General features: G+C 69.7%; 19 protein-coding genes. 6 read left to right on the top strand and 13 right to left on the bottom strand.

Annotated features, from left to right (window positions below; all coding sequences use genetic code 11):
• Positions 1-79 precede the first annotated feature (79 nt).
• The 5 genes from dctP to ICW72_RS03445 all read left to right on the top strand — a co-directional run bounded on the left by dctP (position 80) and on the right by ICW72_RS03445 (position 4,702).
• On the top strand, positions 80-1,045 hold the full coding sequence (dctP, locus tag ICW72_RS03425; protein WP_223880797.1) for a TRAP transporter substrate-binding protein DctP: 966 nt from the start codon (positions 80-82) through the stop codon (positions 1,043-1,045).
• A 73-nt stretch (positions 1,046-1,118) separates the two neighbouring features.
• Entirely contained in the window at positions 1,119-1,721 is a 603-nt protein-coding gene (locus ICW72_RS03430) for a TRAP transporter small permease (RefSeq protein WP_223880798.1), read from the top strand.
• On the top strand, positions 1,718-2,995 hold the full coding sequence (locus ICW72_RS03435; protein ID WP_191084946.1) for a TRAP transporter large permease: 1,278 nt from the start codon (positions 1,718-1,720) through the stop codon (positions 2,993-2,995). The genes ICW72_RS03430 and ICW72_RS03435 overlap by 4 nt, the downstream gene beginning before the upstream one ends.
• Positions 2,996-3,227: 232 nt before the next feature.
• Complete coding sequence (locus ICW72_RS03440; RefSeq protein ID WP_191084947.1) at positions 3,228-4,463, top strand: ABC transporter substrate-binding protein; 1,236 nt, start codon at positions 3,228-3,230, stop codon at positions 4,461-4,463.
• 71 nt (positions 4,464-4,534) lie between these two features.
• On the top strand, positions 4,535-4,702 hold the full coding sequence (locus tag ICW72_RS03445) for a hypothetical protein (RefSeq protein ID WP_191084948.1): 168 nt from the start codon (positions 4,535-4,537) through the stop codon (positions 4,700-4,702).
• Here the strand turns inward: ICW72_RS03445 and ICW72_RS03450 are convergent, their stop codons facing one another.
• From ICW72_RS03450 to dusB, 13 genes are all read right to left on the bottom strand, one after another.
• Entirely contained in the window at positions 4,703-5,392 is a 690-nt protein-coding gene (locus tag ICW72_RS03450) for a TIGR04282 family arsenosugar biosynthesis glycosyltransferase (RefSeq protein ID WP_191084949.1), read from the bottom strand.
• Between the two features lie 4 nt (positions 5,393-5,396).
• Positions 5,397-6,281 (bottom strand): S-methyl-5'-thioadenosine phosphorylase, encoded by an 885-nt coding sequence (locus ICW72_RS03455; protein ID WP_191084950.1) that lies wholly within the window; start codon positions 6,279-6,281, stop codon positions 5,397-5,399.
• Positions 6,282-6,288: 7 nt separating this feature from the next.
• On the bottom strand, positions 6,289-7,605 hold the full coding sequence (locus tag ICW72_RS03460; RefSeq protein WP_191084951.1) for a citrate synthase: 1,317 nt from the start codon (positions 7,603-7,605) through the stop codon (positions 6,289-6,291).
• A gap of 108 nt (positions 7,606-7,713) precedes the next feature.
• Positions 7,714-8,538 (bottom strand): inositol monophosphatase family protein, encoded by an 825-nt coding sequence (locus ICW72_RS03465; protein WP_191084952.1) that lies wholly within the window; start codon positions 8,536-8,538, stop codon positions 7,714-7,716.
• Positions 8,535-9,752: a GTPase HflX gene (gene hflX / locus ICW72_RS03470; protein ID WP_191084953.1), complete on the bottom strand. Its 1,218-nt coding sequence runs from the start codon at positions 9,750-9,752 to the stop codon at positions 8,535-8,537. The genes ICW72_RS03465 and hflX overlap by 4 nt, the downstream gene beginning before the upstream one ends.
• 94 nt (positions 9,753-9,846) lie before the next feature.
• Positions 9,847-10,173, bottom strand: coding sequence for an RNA chaperone Hfq (gene hfq, locus ICW72_RS03475; RefSeq protein WP_191086103.1), 327 nt, complete (start codon positions 10,171-10,173; stop codon positions 9,847-9,849).
• 46 nt (positions 10,174-10,219) lie between these two features.
• Positions 10,220-10,891, bottom strand: coding sequence for an HAD family hydrolase (locus ICW72_RS03480; protein WP_191084954.1), 672 nt, complete (start codon positions 10,889-10,891; stop codon positions 10,220-10,222).
• Positions 10,888-11,760 (bottom strand): D-amino-acid transaminase, encoded by an 873-nt coding sequence (locus tag ICW72_RS03485; protein WP_191084955.1) that lies wholly within the window; start codon positions 11,758-11,760, stop codon positions 10,888-10,890. Before ICW72_RS03485 ends, ICW72_RS03480 begins: the two co-directional genes overlap by 4 nt.
• A gap of 30 nt (positions 11,761-11,790) precedes the next feature.
• Positions 11,791-13,185 (bottom strand): nitrogen assimilation response regulator NtrX, encoded by a 1,395-nt coding sequence (ntrX, locus tag ICW72_RS03490; protein ID WP_191084956.1) that lies wholly within the window; start codon positions 13,183-13,185, stop codon positions 11,791-11,793.
• Complete coding sequence (locus ICW72_RS03495) at positions 13,175-15,472, bottom strand: sensor histidine kinase NtrY-like (protein WP_191084957.1); 2,298 nt, start codon at positions 15,470-15,472, stop codon at positions 13,175-13,177. Before ICW72_RS03495 ends, ntrX begins: the two co-directional genes overlap by 11 nt.
• The gene (gene ntrC, locus ICW72_RS03500; protein WP_191084958.1) at positions 15,472-16,914 is read right to left on the bottom strand and encodes a nitrogen regulation protein NR(I); all 1,443 of its coding nucleotides are present in this window, start codon (positions 16,912-16,914) and stop codon (positions 15,472-15,474) included. Before ntrC ends, ICW72_RS03495 begins: the two co-directional genes overlap by 1 nt.
• Positions 16,911-18,023, bottom strand: coding sequence for a two-component system sensor histidine kinase NtrB (locus ICW72_RS03505; protein ID WP_223880799.1), 1,113 nt, complete (start codon positions 18,021-18,023; stop codon positions 16,911-16,913). Before ICW72_RS03505 ends, ntrC begins: the two co-directional genes overlap by 4 nt.
• 17 nt (positions 18,024-18,040) lie before the next feature.
• A complete protein-coding gene (gene dusB / locus ICW72_RS03510) occupies positions 18,041-19,090 on the bottom strand; it encodes a tRNA dihydrouridine synthase DusB (protein WP_191086104.1) in 1,050 nt (349 codons plus the stop codon).
• A gap of 116 nt (positions 19,091-19,206) precedes the next feature.
• On the opposite strand from dusB, the gene ICW72_RS03515 reads away from it, so the two are divergent.
• Complete coding sequence (locus ICW72_RS03515; RefSeq protein ID WP_191084959.1) at positions 19,207-20,343, top strand: bifunctional 2-C-methyl-D-erythritol 4-phosphate cytidylyltransferase/2-C-methyl-D-erythritol 2,4-cyclodiphosphate synthase; 1,137 nt, start codon at positions 19,207-19,209, stop codon at positions 20,341-20,343.
• Positions 20,344-20,528 lie beyond the last annotated feature (185 nt).

The raw sequence follows: 20,528 nt of genomic DNA on the forward strand, positions 1-20,528 counted from the left end.
TCGCCTGATTGTCCGATTGCAACCGGGCCGGAACATGCCCTATGCAATTGATACTCAGGGAGAGAAAAACGAAATGTCCATGTTCCGACGTTCGGCGCTGGCGGCGGGTATCGCCGCTTTCCTGGCCGGCCCCGCCATCGCCCAGACGCAGATCACCATCCAGCACGCCCTTCCGGCCAACAGCCACACCGGCGTGGGCCCCGCCGCCATCAAGGAAGTCTTTGAACGGCTGACCAATGGCCGCTACCGCGTGGTGGCCCAGCGCAACGACAATGAGCGCGAGATGGTCGAGAGCGTGCAGATCGGCACCATCGACTGCACCTTCACCTCCACCGGTCCCGTCGGCAACTTCGTGCCGGAGGTCCGCATCTTCGACGTGCCCTTCCTGTTCCGCGACACCGCCCATGCCCGCGGCGTGCTGGACAGCGAGATCGGCCAGCAGGTGCTGGCCCGCTTCAGCGCGCGCGGCCTGCACGGCGTGATCTGGACCGAAAACGGCTTCCGCCACCTGACGAATTCCCGTCGCGAGGTGAATGCGCCGGCGGACCTGCGCGGCCTCAAGGTCCGCACCATGGAGAACCAGGTCCATATGCGGGCCTTCACGGTGCTGGGTGCCCTGCCCACGCCCATGGCCTTCAGCGAACTGGTGCCCGCCCTGCAGCAGGGCACGGTGGATGGGCAGGAGAACCCGATCTCGGTGATCGTGGCGAACAACCTGAACCAGGTGCAGCGCTACATGACGCTGACGAACCACGTCTATTCGCCCTCCGTCATGATCTGCAACCCGGGCCTCATGCAGCGCATGACCCCGGCCGACCGCGAGCATTTCATGACCGCGGCCCGCGCCGCCCAGCGCGCCAACCGCGACCGCGTGACCCAGGATGACGCGAACGGCGTGGAACTGCTCCGCAGCCGCGGCATGACCGTGGTGACGACGGTGAACACGGCCGCCTTCCAGGAAGCCCTGGCCCCCGCCTTCGCCGAATGGGAGCGCAGCCTGGACGCCGCCCTGCTGCGCCGCATCCGCGACTGGCGCCCGAACTGAGCCTGGGTAAAGCCTTCTTGTCCGGGGGCGCGGTTCCGCCGCGCCCCCTTCGTCTGCCCGCCGGGGGTTTTTCATGAATGCGATGAATGTCCTGCCGCTCCAGATCATGGGCGTGGCCACGGTCCTGGCCGTGGCGCTGGCCCTCTGGGCGGGCTCGGGCGAGGCGGGCGCGCGGGGGCAGGTGCGCCGCGCCTTCCTGGCGGTGGATCGCCTCACCAGCGGGGCCGCGGCCATCCTCGCCACCCTCGCCATGGCGGTGGCCGTGGCCGCCGGCGCCTGGCAGGTGGTGGCGCGCTTCGCGACCGAGACCCCCTCGGTCTGGTCCGAGGCGCTGGTCCGCACCGCCATCGTCTGGGTCGCGTTCATCGGCGTCGCGGTGGCGCTGCGCGCCGGGGCGCTGGTGTCCATTGACGTGGCCCGCCGCCTCACCCGCGGCAATGTGCAGCGCGCGCTGGAGGCTGCCTCGCTGGCCGCCATCCTCTCGCTTCTCGGCGTCATGTTCTGGTTCGGCTGGATGATGGCCGAACGGGTGAAGTTCCAGGAGATGGCAGGGCTGGAGGTCTCGATGTCCTGGGGCTATGCCGCCATCCCCATCGGGGCCTGCTTCGCCATGATCGGCGCCATCGCCCATTTCCTCGACCGAAAGCCCACCGACGAGCTGGAGACCGCCCTATGAGCGGCATGATGCTGACCGTGATGCTGGTGCTCTTCGCCGCCGCCGTGCCGGTGGCGGTGGCCATCGGCATATCGGCCGTGGTGGGGATCGCGGGCTTTACCTCCTTCCCGCTGATCGTGGCGGCGCAGCAGTTGTTCGTGGCGCTCGACAAGTTCCCGCTGGCGGCCATCCCCTTCTTCATCCTGGCCGGTGCGCTGATGGAGATGGGTGGCATTTCCCGCCGCCTCGTGGAATTCGCGCGCTCCATCGTGGGCGGCATCCAGGGCGGGCTGCCGGCGACCTGCGTCGTCACCTGCATGATCTTCGCGGCCATCAGCGGTTCCTCGGTCGCCACCACCTTCGCCATCGGCGCCATCATGATCCCGGCGCTGGTGCGGGCGGGCTATCCGGTGGGCTTCGCGGCGGCGCTGCAGGCCACGGCGGCGGAGCTGGGCGTGGTCATCCCACCCTCCATTCCCATGATCCTCTATGGCGTCACCACCCAGACCTCGATCCCCGAGATGTTCATCGCGGGCATCGGCCCTGGCATCCTGATCGCGGGCGCGCTCATCGCCACGGTGCTGGTCTGGTGCCGCATCAAGGGCTGGGGCAAGCAGGATGGCGAGGGCCGCCTGCCCTTCCTCACCGCCACGCGCCAGGCCGGCTGGGCGCTGATGATGCCCGTGGTGGTGCTGGGCGGCATCTATGGCGGCATCACCACGCCGACCGAGGCCTCGGTCATCGCGGTGGTCTACGCGCTCATCGTGGGCGTGGTGATCCACCGCGAAATCCGCCTGCCGGACCTGTTTCCCATCTTCCGCAAGAGCGTCATCACCTCGGCGGTGATCCTGTTCATCATCGCCTGCGCGGGGCTGTTCTCCTGGCTGCTGAACCGCCAGGGCGTGCCGGACGCGGCGGCGGCCTGGCTCGCCACCTCATTCGACAGCCCGGCGCTGTTCCTGCTGGTGGTGAACCTGTTCCTGTTCCTGGTGGGGATGTTCGTGGAGACCTCGGCCTCCATCATCGTGCTCGCCCCCATCCTGCAGGAGGCGGCGGGGCGGCTCGGCGTGGATGCGGTGCATTTCGGCACCATCATGGTGGTGAACCTCGCCTTGGGCATGATCACCCCGCCCTTCGGCGTGAACCTCTTCGCCGCCGCCCAGGTGGCCGGCTGCGGGGTGGACCAGATGATGCGCTACCTGGTGGTGTTCATCGGCGTGGTCTTCGCTTGCCTCATGGTCATCACCTATGTGCCGACGCTGGTGCTGTTCCTGCCGCACCTCGTGTTTCGGTGAGAGGCCGTTTGGGAATGCTGGCGGCGGAGGATGCGCGAGGGATTTTTCGTCCCTGAAAGGCGCCGGGCGCGGCCGATGCTGGCAGCATCGGCAAGGCCGGCAACGCATCGGGGACGGAAAAGATCCGCGCAGCCGACCCGCCAGCGTTTTCAAGCGGCCTCAAAGCCTCCCCTTGCGCGGCGTCGCGGCGCCGCGCAGCATCCCTTGGCCACTAGTGCCGAGGAAACGAACAATGACAAGCATCACCCGCCGCACCGCAATGGGCGGCGCGCTGGGCGTCGCCGCCCTTCCTGTCGCGGGCCGCGCCCAGAGCCGCGACAACACCATCCGCATCGGTGTGCTGGCCGATTTCTCGGGCCCCTACCGCGACACCTCCGGGCCCACCTCCGTCGCCGCCGTGCAGCAGGCCATCGAGGATCTCGGCGTGGCGCAGCGCGGCATCAACGTCGAGGTCATCCAGGGCGACCACCTCAACCGCCCCGATGCCGCCCTGGCGCTGGCGCGGCGCTGGATCGACACCCAGGGCGTGGACATGATCTGCGAGGTGAACAACTCCGCCATCGCGCTCGCCGTCGCCAATCTGGTGCGCGAGCGGGACAAGGTGCAGCTCGCCTCGGGTGCCGCCTCCTCCGCACTGACCGGCCCGCAATGCAGCACCCACACCCTGCAATGGACCTATGACACCTGGATGTTCGCCAATGTGGTCGGCGGGGCCACGGTGCGCTCGGGCGGGGACAGCTGGTATTTCATCACGGCCGACTACGCCTTTGGCCACCAGCTGGAGCGCGACGCGGGGCAGTTCGTGACGCGGGCTGGCGGGCGGGTGATGGGCAGCGCACGCTACCCCTTCCCCGGCACGACCGACTTCAGCAGCTTCCTGCTCCAGGCCCAGGCCAGCCGCGCGAAGGTGGTGGGCCTCGCCATGGCCGCCGGCGACATGCAGAACTGCGTGAAGCAGGCGCATGAGTTCGGGCTGACGCGGCGCGGCCAGCAATTGGCCGGCATGATCATGTTCGTGCAGGACATCCGCACCATCGGCCTGGAATCCGCCCAGGGCATGGTGATGAGCGAGGTCTTCTACCACGACCTGAACGACCGCACGCGCGGCCTCGCGCAGCGCATCCTGCGCCGCACGCCGGACAACATGCCCAGCCAGGAACACGCCGGCACCTATTCCTGCGCGATCCACTACCTCAAGGCGGTGGCCGAGGTGGGCGTGGCACGCGCCAAGGCCTCGGGCATCGAGGTCATCAACGTGATGAAGCGCATGCCGACCGATGACGACGCCTTCGGCCCCGGCCGCGTGCGCGAGGATGGCCGCAAGATCCACCCCGCCTATCTCTTCGAGGTGAAGTCCCCCGCCGAGAGCCGCGGCATGTGGGATTTCTACAAGCTGCGCGCGACCGTCCCGGCCGAGGAGGCCTTCCGCCCCCTCGCCGACGGCGGCTGCCCGCTCGTTCGAGGGTAACGGTTGCGGGGATGACGCTTGCGGCTTCGCGGCTTCAGGCCCATCTCCAGGCCTTCCGAGAGGAGGCGAAGATGGTCCTGAAGCTGCTTTGCGCGCAGGTGGTCCTGACGAAGATGGCGGTGCGCGGGGCCTTCACCCTGGGCGCCGTCGCCGGCACGGCGGGCGTGGTCGGGTTGTGCGCGCTGCGTCGCGCGGCGAAGGAAGGCCGCATGTGCCGGGGCGCGTCGGCCAAGGCCTGATCAGGGCGCTTCCAGCGCCACCCGGCTGTGGTTGGCGCGATAGGGCGGCAAAGGCGAACAGCCGGGCGGCTGCGCGGCGGCGAGGCTGAGGCGCAGCAGTTCCAGATCCTCGGCGCCATCCACGTCATGCCAGGGCTGGAGCACGTCGAGGCGCAGCCCCTCCGCCGCCGCCCGGGCGCGGGTGGCGTCGAGCAGGCCAGGCGCGCTCCAGGGCATGCCCTCCAGCAGCGCGGGCAGCGGGCGCGCTATGGCGATGGCGCAATAGCCACCATCCAATGCGGGGATCAGCGCGGCATCCGCGCCCCCCGCGATGGCGGCGGGCAGCAATTCCAGCAAGGCCGGCGGCAAGGTCGGCGCATCGGTGCCGGTGAGCAGGGCGCAGCCGATGCCGGGTTGGAACAACATGTCGAAGGCCGCCCCCATCCGTGCCCCGAGGTCTCCACCCGGCTGCGGCGCCAGTGCCCAGCCGGGCAACAGCGCGGCCATCTCTTCGCTGGCGTCGGCGGGCGCGTGGAAGGCCGTGAGCGTGGCGCCATAGCGCGGGGCGAGGAAGCGCAGGATATCGGCGCTGTCCAGCAGGAAGGCCCGCGCCAAGGCCGCCGCGCGCGCCGCACCCACCACCGCGGCTAGCCTCGTCTTGCTGACGCCAGGGCGTGGCGCCTTGCACATCAACCCGAAGGCGGCGCGCACCGGATCAGGCCGCGTTCAGCACCCGGCCGGCGACGGCGTCGAGCTTGGCCAGCAGCGCCGGGTCGCGCTTTTCCGGCGCCGTGATCAGGGCGTATTCGAGGGCACGGTCACAGCCCGCCGGGCAAGGGCCGCGCGCGGCGCCGATGCGCGGGATCAGCGCCTTGACCAGGGCGCGCGCCTTTTCGGCATTGCCCTGCAGCACCTTCACCACTTGGTCCACCGTCACATGGTCATGGTCGGGGTGCCAGCAGTCGAAATCGGTCACCATGGCGACGGAGGCGTAGCAAAGCTCCGCCTCGCGGGCGAGCTTGGCCTCGGGCATGTTGGTCATGCCGATCACGTCGCAGCCCCAGGCGCGGTAGAGTTCGCTCTCCGCCTTGGTGCTGAATTGCGGGCCTTCCATGACGAGGTAGGTGGCCCCCCGCGTCATGGGCAGGCCGATCTCCGCCCCCGCCGCCTCGGCCGCGTCGGACAGGCGCGGGCAGGTCGGGTGCGCCACGCTGACATGCGCCACACAGCCCGGCCCGAAGAAGGATTTCTCCCGCGCGAAGGTGCGGTCAATGAACTGGTCCACCACCACGAAATGCCCGGGCGGCAGTTGCGCCCGCAGCGAACCCACGGCCGAGAGCGAGATCACGTCCGTGACGCCCGAGCGCTTCAGCGCATCAATGTTCGCGCGGTAGTTCAGCGCGGAGGGCGGTAGCGGATGCCCCTTGCCGTGGCGCGGCAGGAAGACGCAGCGCACCCCGCCCAGCGTGCCGAAGAGCATCTCGTCCGAGGGTTCGCCCCAGGGGGTGAAGACGCGCTTCCACTCGCGCCCCTCCAGCCCGTCAATGTCATAGATGCCGGAACCGCCGATGATCCCGATGACGGGCTGGAAGCTGGACATGACGACCTCAGCGCGCCGAGAGCGGCTTGTAGTCGCGCTTGGAGGCGCCGGTGTAGATCTGCCGCGGGCGGCCGATGCGCTGCGCCGGGTCCTCCACCAGTTCCTTCCACTGGCTCACCCAGCCCACGGTGCGGGCGACGGCGAAGATCACGGTGAACATGCTGGTCGGGATGTCCATCGCCTTCAGGATGATGCCCGAATAGAAGTCCACGTTCGGATAGAGCTTGCGCGAAATGAAGTAGTCGTCGCTGAGCGCGATGCGCTCCAGCTCGCGCGCGATCTCCAGCAGCGGCTCGTGCTCGACGCCGAGTGCCGCCAGCACCTCGTCGCAGCTTTCCTTCATGATCTTCGCGCGCGGGTCGAAGTTCTTGTAGACCCGGTGGCCGAAGCCCATCAGCTTCACGCCGCTGTTCTTGTCCTTCACGCCCTCGATGAAGGCCGGGATGTTCTTCACATCGCCGATCTCGGCCAGCATCTTCAGCACGGCCTCGTTCGCGCCGCCATGGGCCGGGCCCCAAAGGGCCGCGATGCCCGCCGCGATGCAGGCGAAGGGGTTGGCACCCGTGGAACCGGCCAGGCGGACGGTGGAGGTGGAGGCGTTCTGTTCATGGTCCGCGTGCAGGACCAGGATGCGGTCCATCGCCTTCGCCAGCACGTCGGGAACCTCGTATTCCTCGGCCGGCACGGACTTCAGCATGTGCAGGAAGTTGCGCGCATAGCCCTGCGGGCCGCTGGACAGCGCATTCTTCGGATACACGAAGGGCTGGCCCAGCGAATACTTGTAGGCCATGGCCGCGATGGTCGGCACCTTCGCGATCAGGCGGAAGGCCGCGATGCGCCGCTGCTCGGGGTCATTGATGTCGAGGTTGTCGTGGTAGAAGGCCGCCAGCGCGCCCACCACCCCGCACAGGATGGCCATGGGGTGCGCATCGCGGCGGAAGCCGTTGAAGAAGTTACGGATCTGCTCATGGACCATGGTGTGATAGGTCACACCATTGCTGAATTCCTTCAGCTGGGCGGCCGTCGGCAGCTCGCCATTCATCAGCAGGTAGCAGACCTCGGTGAAGTCGCTCTGCTCGGCCAGCTGCTCGATCGGGTAGCCGCGGTACATGAGCACCCCGGCATCGCCATCGATGTAGGTGATCTTGCTCTCGCAGCTGGCGGTCTCGCCATAGCCGGGGTCGAAGGTAAAGATGCCAAGATTGGCGTAGAGCTTGCGGATGTCCGCGACATCCGGGCCTTCGGTGCCGGACAGCAGGGGCAGCGTCGTGCTCCGGTTGGTGCCGTCCAGGGTGATCGTGATGGAGCCGTTGCTGCCGCTCATGCTGTTACCTTCCTGAAAACAAGGGCGCCGGTTCTATCGCCTCGCGCCGTGTTGCGGCGCAGAATAAGCGCTGGGCCGCGCTTGTCCATCACCGTAACGTGGAAAGCCTCAACCCAGCAGCCAGGCCCGCACTTCTTCCCACCCGGCCTGGTTGGGCGCGCAGATGATGCCGCCGGTATGGCGCAGGGGGGAATAGGGCGCGCCGTCGAACTGGGCGGAATACCCGCCGGCCTCGGCATGGATCAGCACGCCCGCGGCATGGTCCCAGGGGAGCAGCCGGTTATAGACCAGCACATGCGCGCCGCCCGTGTTCACCAGGCGGTATTCATGCGCGGCGCAGCGGAAATTCATGACCGAAGCAAAGCCCGCGAGCTTGGGCAGCACCGCCGCCTTCCGGTCGCGCGGCATGAAGCCCCAGGAAATGGCGCCCACCATGCGCGCGAGCGGCACGGGGGCGGAGACCCGGCAATCATGCAGGTGGCCTTCCTGCCCCTCCACCCAGGCCCCCTCGCCCCGTAGGGCGATCAGCGTGTCATCGCCCATGGGGTCATGGATCCAGGCGGCGATGGTCTCGCCCTGGTAGATCGCGGCCGCCATCACGCCGAAGAGGGGAACGCCCGCGGCGAAATTGGCCGTGCCGTCCACGGGGTCCACCACGATGCACAGCCGCGCCTCGGCCATGTTGGCAAGCTTGGAGGGGTCGGCCGCGGCCGCCTCCTCGCCCAGGATGACGGCCTCGGGGAAGAGGCGGCGCAGCCCGGCCTCGATATGGCGTTCGGCCGCCTCATCGGCCTCGGTGACGAGGTCGAGCGGGCCGGATTTGGTCCGTACATCGCCCGAGGCGAGACGGCGGAAGCGCGGCAGGATCTCGGCGCACGCGGCGGTCCGCAGAAGCTGCGCCACCTCCCGCGCCGCGGTCGCGGAAATTCTCATGGAAGCTGCCCGAAACGCGCGCGGTCGGCGGGCGAGAGACGGACGGTCAGGCGCACCGCGCGCTCCTCCTCCACCCGCTCCAGCACCTCGCCATGACGGTAGAGCCAGGCCAGGCGCGCGCCATCGGAGGGCGCCAGCGTCAGCTCCGCCGTCACCATGCCGGCGGAGAGGCGTTCGTCGAGCGTCGCGCGAAGCTGGTCCAGCCCCTCGCCCGTCAGGGCCGAGACGGCCAGCCCACCCTCGATGCGCGCGGCCACGGCTTCGGGCCCGCCCAGCAGGTCGGCCTTGTTCAGCACCTCGATGGTGCGCCCGCGCCAGTCATCGCCCATGGACGGGTGCTCGCCGTCGGCCATGCCATCCAGCACGGCATGGACATCGGCGCGCTGGGCCGCGCTGTCGGGGTGCGCCACGTCGCGCACATGCAGGATGATGTCAGCCGAGGCGACCTCCTCCAGCGTGGCGCGGAAGGCCTCGACGAGCTGCGTCGGCAATTCGCTGATGAAGCCCACCGTGTCCGACAGGATGGCCGGCCGGCCCGATGGCAGCGTGATCTGCCGCATGGTGGGGTCGAGCGTGGCGAAGAGCTGGTCCTGCGCCATCACCCCCGCACCGGTCAGCGCGTTGAACAGCGTGGACTTGCCGGCATTGGTGTAGCCCACCAGCGCGATGACGGGATAAGGCACGCGCTCACGTGACTTGCGGTGCAGGCCGCGGGTGCGGCGCACCTGCTCCAGCTCCTTCTTGAGGCGCACGATGCGCTCGCCGATCAGGCGGCGGTCAATCTCGATCTGGCTCTCGCCGGGGCCGCCCAGGAAGCCGAAGCCGCCGCGCTGGCGCTCCAGGTGGGTCCAGGACCGCACGAGGCGCGTGCGCTGGTATTCCAGATGCGCGAGCTCGACCTGCAGGCTGCCTTCGCGCGTGCGGGCACGCTCGCCGAAGATTTCCAGGATCAGGCCGGTGCGATCAATGACCTTGGCCTTCCAGGCGCGTTCCAGGTTGCGCTGCTGCACGGGCGTGAGTGCCGCGTCCACGACGACGAGGCCGGCCTCCTGCTCCTCCAGCGCGGCGCGCACCATCTCGACCTGGCCCTCGCCCAGCAGGGTGGAGGGCCGGCGGGCGCGCAGCGGATGGATGGCCTGGTGGACGATGGTCACGCCGATGGAGGCGGCGAGGCCCACGGCCTCCGCAAGGCGTGCCTCCGCCGCGCGCGGCATGGCGCCGGGCGGTGCGAATTCGGTGACGGAGCCGCGTGCCGTGCGGCCATAGGGCAGGATGACGGCGGCGCGGGTGGGGGGCGCCGCGGTCTCCTCACTCGTCGCGGGCAGTGGCGGGCTCCCGGTTCATGGTCAATGTGGTCTCGCGCACGGGCGCGGCGCCGCCGGACGCTGGCGCGGCCTGCGCGGCCGCCTGCGGGTCGAACAGCATGATGGGCGCGCCCGGCATCACGGTGCTGATGGCGTGCTTGTAGACCAGTTGCGTGTGCCCATCCCGCCGCAGCAGGACGGAGAAATTGTCGAACCAGGTGATGATGCCCTGGAGCTTCACGCCGTTCACGAGGAAGACCGTCACCGGCGTCTTGCTCTTCCGCACGTGATTCAGGAACACGTCCTGCACGTTCTGGGACTTCTCGGCCATGGTGGCCTCCTTCCTCTTCTTCATGGCGGGCAGGCCCGCTCGTCGCTCAACCGGGCTGAGTCTCGCGGGTTGCGGCGGGCTTGTCCAGGGCTGAGAGATGCACGGCCAGCGCAGCGCCATCCGCAAATGCCATATCTGGGGCACAATGCGTGACGCCGCCGTCATGTGCCGCATCACCGAGCAACACCGCGCGGCAGCCCGCCGCGCGCGCCGCCTCCATGTCGATCGCGGTGTCTCCGACATACCAGATGTCAGGGCCGGGCGGCAGGTCGAGCGCACGCAGCGCCATCAGCAAAGGTGCCGCGCTGGGCTTGTCCGCCACCGCGTCGCCGGCGCCCACAAGCACCTTGAAATGCTGGGCAAGGCCGAGATGCGCGGCCTCCTCGCGCAGCAACGCGCCCTGCTTGTTGGAAACGACACCCAGCGGCCAGGATGCGGCCGCTTCCAGCATCACCGCCGTACCCGGCAACGGCCGCACCGCGTCGAGGTGCGTGGCGTGGATCGCGTCGTAGAAGATGTCCCGCGCGCGCTCCCACTCATCCCCGAAATGGATGGGGAAAGAGTCACGCAGGGATTTGCGGACATTCGCCAGAACCTCCTCGCGCGACCAGGCGGGCTTGCCGAAGGCGGCGAAGGTCGTGTTGAGCGCGTATTGGATCGCGGCCCAGCCATCCACCAGCGTGTTGTCCCAGTCGAACAGCAGCGCGCGCGGCCTCATGCCGCATTGCCCGCCTGCTGGTGGACGTGGCGCGCGAAGAGATCGAAGAGGCGCCGCGTCATCGGCCCCGGCGTGCCATCGCCCACCGCCACGCCATCCACGGCCACGATGGGCTTCACGAAGGAGGTGGCGGAGGTCAGGAACACCTCGCGCGCCGTGGCCAGCGCGTCGCGGTGAAATTCCTCCAGGCTGTAGGGGATGCGCGCCGCGTCCAGCTCCGCAATCAGCGCGCCGCGGGTGCAGCCGGGCAGGATCACGGAATCGAGGTGGCGGGTCCGCAGCACGCCCTCCGCATCCACGATCCAGATGGTGGTGGCCGCGCCCTCGGTCACCATGCCGGTCACGGGGTCGTAGAGGATGGCCTCGCCCGCGCCCTGCTCGCGCGCCGCCTGGCGGGCCAGGCAATTGGGCAGCAGGTTCACGCTCTTGATGTCGCGCCGCGCCCAGCGCAGGTCGGGCGTGGTGATGGCCTTGATGGTCCAGCGCGCGATATCGCGCGGATAGGGGGGGATGCGGCGGATGGTGACCACCAGCGCCGGCGGCACCGGCTTCGTGGGGAAGGCATGGTCGCGCCGGGCCACGCCCCGCGTCACCTGCATGTAGAGCAGCCCCTCGGTGACGCGGTTGAGGCGCGCCACCTCCACCAGCACCATGCGGAGTGCCGCGCGCGGCATCGGCATGGGCAGCGCGACTTCCTTCAGGCTGCGCTCCAGCCGGTCCAAATGGCGGTCCTCGTCGATGAAGCGGTTGGCGTGCAGATGCACCACCTCATAGATGCCGTCACCGAACTGGTAGCCGCGGTCCTCGATGTTCACGCTGGCGTTGCGCTGCGGCAGATAGGCGCCGTTCACATAGGCAATCCGGGACATGCAGGGCTTTCCGCAAATGAGGCAGGCAGTCTAGGCCGTCCCGGCCGCCTTGTCCTCCGCCTGGACGTTCAGGAATTTCAGCTTGCGGTGCAGCGCGCTGCGTTCCATGCCCACGAAATTGGCGGTGCGGCTGATATTGCCGCCGAAGCGCATCAGCTGCGCTTCGAGGTATTGCCGCTCGAACATCTCCCGCGCCTCGCGCAGCGGCAGGGTCATGATCTCGCTGGAACGATCAAGCCGCAGCATGGCCGGCGCGGCGGAGACGATCTCGGGCGGCAGGGCCTCGGCGCGGATGGGCGCCTGCGCCTCGCCCGGCGCCATGATGAGCAGCCAGTCGATCAGGTTGCGCAGCTGCCGCACATTGCCGGGCCATTCATAGGTCTGCAACGCGGCAATCGTGTCCTCGGCCAATTCGCGCGGTTGCAGCCCCGAAGCCTCCACCGAGCGCGCCACGAAATGCCGCGCCAGCACCGGCACATCCTCACGCCGCTCGCGCAGGGCGGGCACGCGCAGCGGCACGACCGAGAGGCGGTAGAACAGATCCTCGCGGAAGCGCCCCGCCGCGATCTCGGCCTGGAGGTCGCGGTTGGTGGTGGCGATGACGCGCGCATCCACTTTGATGCGCGTGGCCCCTCCCACCCGCTCAAACCCCTGCTCCTGCAGCGCGCGCACGATCTTGCCCTGGGTCTCCAGCGGCATGTCCGCCACCTCGTCCAGCAGCAGCGTGCCGCCATGGGCGCGTTCCAGCGTGCCGATGCGGCGCGGGGAATCGCCCTGGGCTTCGACGCCGAACAGCTCCTCCTCGATGCGGGCGGGGTTCAGCGTGGCGCAGTTGAGTGCCACGAAGGGCTCGCCCGCCCGGCGGGAACGGGCGTGCAGCATGCGCGCCGCCACCTCCTTGCCCGAGCCCGCGGGGCCTGTGATCAGCACGCGCGAATTGGTGGGCGCCACCTTGTCGATGGCGCCGCGCAGCTGGGCGATGTGCGGCGAGATGCCCAGCAGCTCCGTCTCGGGGCCGGCGCGCAGGCGCAGCTCATTCACCTCGCGGCGCAGCCGGGCGGCCTCCAGCGCGCGCTCGACGATCAGCAGCAGGCGGTCGGACTTGAAGGGCTTCTCGATGAAGTCATAGGCGCCCTGCTGGATGGCCTGCACCGCCGTCTCGATGGTGCCGTGGCCCGAGATCATCACGCAGGGCACCTGCGGCTCCTCGCGGTGCATGGCCTCCAGGATGCCCAGCCCGTCCAGGCGCGAATTCTGCAGCCAGATGTCCAGGATCACGAGCGAGGGCTTGCGCGCGCGGAACTGCTGCAAGGCCGTGTCGCTGTTGTGCGCCTGGCGCGTGTCATAGCCCTCGTCCGAGAGAATCCCCTCGATCACGGCGCGGATGTCCGGCTCGTCATCCACGATCAGGATGTCATGCGCCATGGCCGCGCTCCATCACCACATCCCCGCCTGCCTCGGCCCCACGGACCTCCGCAGGGCTGCCTTCGGCCGGCCGGAGCGGCAGCAACAGCTCCGCCCGCGCACCGCGCCCGGTCGCCGCATCCCCCAGCAGGAGGCGGCCGCCGTGGTCCTCCATGATCTTCTTCACGATGGCAAGACCAAGGCCGGTGCCCTTGGGCTTGTGGGTGACGTAGGGTTCCGTCAGGCGCTCGCGCTCCTCGCCATCGGGCAGGCCGAGGCCGTCATCCTCGACACGGATCGCGACCATGCCCGCCCCACCGGATGCAGGCGCGAGGCTGATCCGGATATGGCCGAGCGGCCGGGAGCGGGAGGGCGTGGCGGGCGCCTCCTCATCCGCCGGCGCCTCCGCCTGGGCGCGCAGGCGGATGGAATCGGCCGCGTTCTGGAGCAGGTTGGCCAGGGCCTGCTGGATCAACCGCCGGTCGCAGGCCACATGCACGGGCATGCCGGGCGGGGACCATTCATAGGCGATTTCCGGGCTGCCGGTTCGTGGCAGCACCAGCGCCTCCTCCACGATGCGCGACAACTCCTCCTCGCGAATCACAGGCTGGGGCATGCGGGCGAAGGCGCTGAATTCGTCCACCATGCGGCCGATATCGCCCACCTGCCGCACGATGGTGTCGGTGCAGGCGGTGAAGGTCTCGGGGTCGTTGGTGATCTGCTTGAGGTAGCGGCGCTTCAGCCGCTCGGCGCTGAGCTGGATGGGCGTCAGCGGGTTCTTGATCTCGTGCGCGATGCGCCGCGCCACATCGGCCCAGGCCGCCTGGCGCTGAGCGGTCAGCAGGGCGGAGATGTCGTCGAAGGTGACGACGAAGCCCTGCCCCTCCATCTCGGGCGAGAGGCGGGCCAGCAGGGTCCGGCGCTCCGAGGGGGAACCCAGCTTGATTTCCGCCGTGCGCCCGGCGGGGCCGGCCAGCAGGGGCGCGAACTCCGGCACCACCTCGGCCAGGCGCCGCCCGATCTCGCGCTCCAGGTCGAGGCCCAGCAGCTTGCTGGCACCGCGATTGGGCAGGTTGATGCTGAGATCGGCGTCGAGGCCGATGACGCCCGCCGAAACCCCGCCCAGCACGGCCTCCGTGAAGCTCTGCCGGTCGGCGATCTGGCGATAGGCCTCCATCAGCTCGCTGCGCTGGGCGGCGAGCTGGTTGGTCATGCGGTTGAAGGCGCGCGACAGGCTGCCGACCTCGTCATCCGCGTCGCCCTCCTCCACCCGCACGGAGAGGTCGCCCGCCCGCACCCGCTCGGCCGCGGTGATGAGGCGCGAGATGGGCCGCGCCAGCTGGTTGGCGAGCACAAGGCCGATCAGCACCGCCGCCAGCAGCACCAGCAGCGCGCCGGCGGCGAAGATCATGATGAAGGTGATCTGCAGGCCGTCGCGATTTCGGTCCAGCGCCTGGTAGGCGGTGACGGCGGCCTCGGTGCGGCTGATATGCTCCAGCACCGTGCCATCGAGCGGCCGGCCGATCATCAGCATGAGGCCGGTCTGCGGCGCCAGCGCGAGAACGGCGCGCACCCGCCCCTCCTCCTCGCCCGCGACCACCGCCACCTCGCCATTGCGGGCGATGTCGATGGCCCAGCCGGGCGGTGGCGCCAGCATGAAGGCGGAGGTGACGCCGGCATGGGCGACGATGCGCCCCAGCAGCGGTTCGAAGACCACCGCCTCGGTCAGGCCGCGCTGACTGGCCTGCCCGCCCAGCACGCGCGCGAAGGCGAGGTTCTGGTCGGGCAGCAGGACCACCGCGCGGTTGAGGTCGTTCACCATGGCCAGCGCATCGGCGCGGATGGCGTTCTGGTGCTCCTGGAGATAGGCGCGCGAGGCGATGAGCGAGGCCTCCAGCGCCGTCCGCACACGGTCGTTGAACCAGGCCTGGATGCCCAGGTTGAAGAAGGTGACCGAGAAGCCCGCCACCAGCATGGCCGGCACCACCGCCACCACCGAGAACAGCAGCACGAGGCGCGTGTGCAGCCGCGACCCGGCCGAGCCGCGCCGTCGCTCCGCCCAGACGCGCACGAGCCGCCCGGCCAGCGAGGCCAGCAGCAGCAGCACGACCGCGGTGTTGCCCAGGAAGATGGCCGCGAGCTGCCCCGGGCTGGTGGGCCCGAAGGGCGAGCCGTCGGAGAGCACGACGAAGGTCGCCACCCCCATCACCAGCGCGGCCAGCGCCAGGCCCAGCGTCACGCCGCGCCCCAGCAGCATGTCGGCCAGCCGCCGCAGCAGGGGCACGCGCGGGCGGGCCGCCACGGCCATCAGGTCAGCCCACGCACCACGGGCAGGTCGAGGTCCTTCAGCTTCTTCCGCAAGGTGTTGCGGTTGAGGCCGAGCAGCGCCGCCGCCTTGATCTGGTTGCCCCGCGTGGCGCTGAGTGCCAGGCGCAGCAGCGGCCGCTCCACCTCGCTGATCACGCGCTCATGCAGGTCGCGCACGGGCATGCCGTCCTTGTGGGCCGCCATGAACAGCTTGAGGTGCCGCTCGACCGCCTGTTCCAGTGTCTCGGCGCTGCGCGGCGCGCCATCGGTGGGCGCATCGGCTTCGGCGAGTTCGGCCGAGACCGCCTCCTCCCCGATGATCTCCTGCGGGTAGAGGGCGGCCAGGCGCCGCATCAGGTTCTCCAGCTCCCGTGCGTTGCCGGGCCAGGCATGGCGCTTGAGGCGTTCCAGCGCCTCGGGGCTGAGCGACTTGGCGGGCAGGCCGGAGGCACGGGCGCGCTCCAGGAAATGCCGGGCCAGCAGGGGAATGTCCTCGGTGCGCTCGCGCAGCGGCGGCAGGCGGATGGGCACCACGTTCAGGCGGTAGAACAGGTCCTCGCGGAACAGGCCGGCGCGGATGGCGGCGCGCAGGTCGCGATGGGTGGCGGCGACGATGCGGACATTGGCCTTCACGGGGCTGCGGCCGCCGACGGTCGTGAACTCGCCCTCCTGCAGCACGCGCAGCAGGCGGGTCTGGGCCTCGGGCGGCATGTCGCCGATCTCGTCGAGGAAGAGCGTGCCGCCGGCCGCCTGCTCGAAGCGGCCGATGCCACGGGTCAGCGCGCCGGTGAAGGCGCCGCGCTCATGGCCGAAGAGTTCGCTCTCGATGAGTTCGCGCGGGATCGCCGCCATGTTGATCGCGACGAAGGGCCCCGTGCGGCGCTTGCCGTAGTCGTGCAGGGCGCGGGCAATGAGTTCCTTGCCCGTGCCGCTCTCGCCCGTGACCATGACGGTCAGGTCGGCGGTGGTGAGGCGCGCCACCGTCCGGTAGATCTCCTGCATGGCGGGCGAGCGGCCCACCAGCGGCAGGCGCTCGCCCCCCTCCTGACCGTCATCGGGCGGCAGGGCGGTGGCGGGTTGGGCCAGGGCGCGTTCCACCACCGCCAGCAATTCCTTCAGGTCGAAGGGCTTGGGCAGGTATTCGAAGGCGCCGCGCTGCGCCGCCTTCACCGCCGTGGTGAAGGTGGATTGCGCGGACATGACCACCACGCGCAGATCGGGCCGCACGCGCTTCATGCGTGGCAGCAGGTCGAGACCATTCTCGTCGGGCATCACGACATCGGTGATGACGAGGTCCCCTTCCCCATCCTCCACCCAGCGCCACAGCGTGGCGGCGGAGGAGGTGGCGCGCACATTGTAGCCCGCGCGCGACAGCGCCTGGGACAAGACAGTGCGGATCGCGCGGTCGTCATCGGCGATCAGGATGGTGCGCGTCTCGGTCATTCATCGGTCTCGGTCATGTCCTCGCCGGGCGGCGGCGCGGGAAGGGAAAGGCGGAAGGTGGTGCGGCCGGGGCGGCTGTCGCACTCGATCAGCCCTCCCTGGTTGGCGACGAGCTTGGCGACGATGGCGAGCCCCAGCCCCTGCCCGCCCCGCTTGGTGGTGACGAAGGGCTCGAACAGGGTGGCGCGCAGGGGCTCCGGAATGCCCGGGCCATTGTCGCGCACGGTGACGGTGAGCGGCAGGTGGACCCGCTCATTGGAGCCGGGCACGGCGATCCGCACGCCATGGTGATAGGCGGTGCCGAGCTGGATTTCACCCTCGCGGGCGTCCACCGCCTCGGCCGCGTTCTTCACCAGGTTCAGCATGATCTGGATGAGCTGATCGCGATCGCCCCAGACGGGCGGCAGCGAGGGGTCGTACTCCTCGGCGATCCGCAGGTGGCAGGCGAAGCCCGATTGCGCCACGCGGCGCACATGGTCCAGCACGGAATGGATGTTCACGGGGCGTGGGGTGATGGGCCGGTCGGAGAACATCTCCATCCGGTCCACCAGGGTGCGGATGCGGTCCGCCTCCTCCTGGATGAGGATGCAGAGGTCCCGATCGCCCTGCGACGCGCCCTGTTCCAGCAGCTGGGCCGCACCGCGGATGCCCGACAGCGGGTTCTTCACCTCATGCGCCAGCATCGCCGCCATGGCGGTGGCGCCGCGCGCCGCCCCCAGGAAATGCAGCTGCCGGTCGAGCATGGCGGCCGTCGAGCCATCCTGCAGCATCAGCACCACGCCGCCCGGCATGTCCGGCATGGGCGCGCCATAGGCCGAGACGCCGGAACGGTGCAGGCGCGGGCTTTCCAGCGTCAGGTCGTGGTCGGCCACCGGGCTGTCGGTGCGGCGCACCTGGTGCAGCAGCGCGAAGAGGCGGTTGTCGGGCGGCAACAGCTCACCCAGCGGCAGGCTCGCCAGCGTGACCTGGGAGTGTTGGAAGAACAGCTCGGCCGCCGGGTTGGCGAAGCGGAAATTGTCTTCCCCATCCAGGACCACGGCGGGCATGGGCAAGGCGGAGAGGATGTTCACCGCATCGGGCATGTCGCTGCCAGGGCGCGTGGGTGGCATGGCCAGTTGCCGCCTGCTCATGCCGCCTCGCGGAAGGCGTCGCGGCAGGCCTCGACGCCCCGCTCGATCAGGGGGCGGTAGAAGCCGTCCATCAGCGCCTCGGCCTCCTCCGGCGTGTCCACGCGGTTCACCTGGGCCCGGAACTCGGCGCTGCCGGGCAGGCCGCGCGAATACCAGGCGATGTGCTTGCGCGCCATGCGGACCCCCGTGTTCACGCCATGATGCGACAGGATGGCGCGGTAATGCCGCAGCAGGATCTCGTGCTGCTCGGCCAGGGTGGGGTCGGGCAGGCGAACCCCCTCGTTCAGGAAGGCCGCGACCTGGCGGGGGAACCAGGGCCGCCCGTAGCAGCCGCGGCCGATCATGACGCCATCCGCCCCGGACAGGCGCCGCGCCTCGGCCGCGTCATCCACGGTGAGGATGTCGCCATTGGCGATGACGGGGATGTCCACCGCCGCCTTCACCTCCGCGATGAAGGCCCAGTTGGCCGTGCCGGTGTAGAGCTGCTGCCGGGTGCGCCCATGGATGGTGACGAGGCGGATGCCGCATTCCTGGGCGATGCGCGCCAGCCGCGGCGCGTTCAGGCTGTTGTGATCCCAGCCCATGCGCATCTTCAGCGTGACGGGCACGGGCACCGCGCGCACCACGGCCTCCAGGATGGCGGCCGCCCGCACCTCGTCGCGCATGAGGGCTGAGCCCGCGCTCTGCCCCACCGCCACCTTCTTCACCGGGCAGCCGAAATTGATGTCCACGATGGCCGCCCCCCGGTCCACCACCAGGCGCGCGGCATCGGCCATGACCGTGGGCTCGCAGCCGGCCAGCTGGACGGAGCTGGGGGCGCCGAAGCCCTCGACCTCGGCCATCTTCAGGCTCTGGCGGTTCTCCCGGATCATGGCGGCGGAGGCGATCATCTCCGACACCACGAGCCCCGTGCCCTCGGCCCGCGCCAGGCGGCGGAATGGCAGGTCCGTCACGCCCGACATGGGGGCGAGGATGACGGGCGTCTGGATGCACACACCCTTGGCGAGGGTGATGGGCGCCAGGGGCTGCGACTGGGGGTTGCTCATCATTTGGGCAGCCATACGCAAATCCGGGCGCGGCGTCCATGTCGCCCTTGCATCGTCGCGGGGCGATTTGTCCCCGGTCATTTGCAGGGAACCCAAAGCGGGGTAGCGAGGCGGGCATGAAGATCGCCGCTCTCCTCTTGGCCGCCGGGACGGGTTCACGCTTCGGCGGCCCCGTCCCGAAGCAGTTCGCCCCCCTGGCCGGACGGCCCGTGCTGCGCCACGCGGCCGAGGCGCTGCTGGCCGGCGGCGCGGTGACATGGCTGCAACCCGTGGGCGAGGCCGATTCCATCGCCCCCGTGCTGGCCGGCCTGCCGCATCTGCCCATCGTGGCCGGGGGTGCCACCCGCCAGGCCAGCGTGCGGGCGGGGCTGGAGGCGCTGGCCGCGCATGCGCCCGATGTGGTGCTGATCCATGATGGGGCGCGGCCTTACCTCCCGCCCGGCACCATCCCTGCCCTGCTGGCGGCGCTGGAAAGCCACCCCGGCGCCATCCCCGCCGTGCCGGTGGCCGATACGCTGAAACGCGGCGCGGGCGGCGTGATCGCGGCCACCGTCCCGCGCGAGGGGCTGTTCCGCGCCCAGACGCCCCAGGCCTTCCGCTTCCCTGCCATCCTGGCCGCCCACCGCGCCGCCACCCAGGACGCCACCGACGACGCCGCGCTGCTGGAAGCGGCCGGCCTGCCCGTGGCCCTGGTCGAGGGGTCGGAGCGCAACATCAAGATCACCCGCCCGGAGGATTTGCCCCGCATGGAACATGACATGACCGCCCGGATGCTGCCGCGCGTGGGGACGGGCTTCGACGTGCACCGCCTCGTTCCTGGCCGGCCGCTGGTGCTGTGCGGGGTGGTGGTGCCGCATGAGATGGGCCTCGATGGCCATTCGGACGCCGATGTGGGCATCCATGCCCTGTGCGACGCCATCTATGGCGCCCTGGCCGAGGGCGATATCGGCACCTTCTTCCCGCCCTCGCAGATGAAGTGGAAGGATGCCGACAGCGCCCAGTTCCTGATCCACGCGGCCGGCCGGATCGCGGCAAGGGGCGGCATGCTGGTCAATGCCGACGTCACGCTGATCTGCGAGCGGCCCAAGATCGGCCCCCATGCCGCCGCGATGCGCGCGCGGCTGGCGGATCTGCTGGGCGTGGAAATCGGCCGCATCGGCGTGAAGGCCACCACCACGGAACGCCTGGGCTTCACCGGCCGCGGCGAAGGTATCGCCTGCCAGACCGCCGTGAGCCTGCTGCTGCCCGCCTGAACATAAAAAGAGGCCGCCCCCTTTCGGGAGCGGCCAAGGCAAGGTTGAGGAAGGCAAAGCTGTCGGGAGGGCGTAAGCCCTGCCGACCTACCTTAGATGGGGACCGTTCCGGTCCTCTTCAAGACCCTTTCGATAACGCATCGCCTAACAAAATTTCCATGACAACGAAGTTTCAACCCTCGCTC

Source organism: Roseococcus microcysteis (assembly GCF_014764365.1).
GTDB lineage: Bacteria > Pseudomonadota > Alphaproteobacteria > Acetobacterales > Acetobacteraceae > Roseococcus > Roseococcus microcysteis.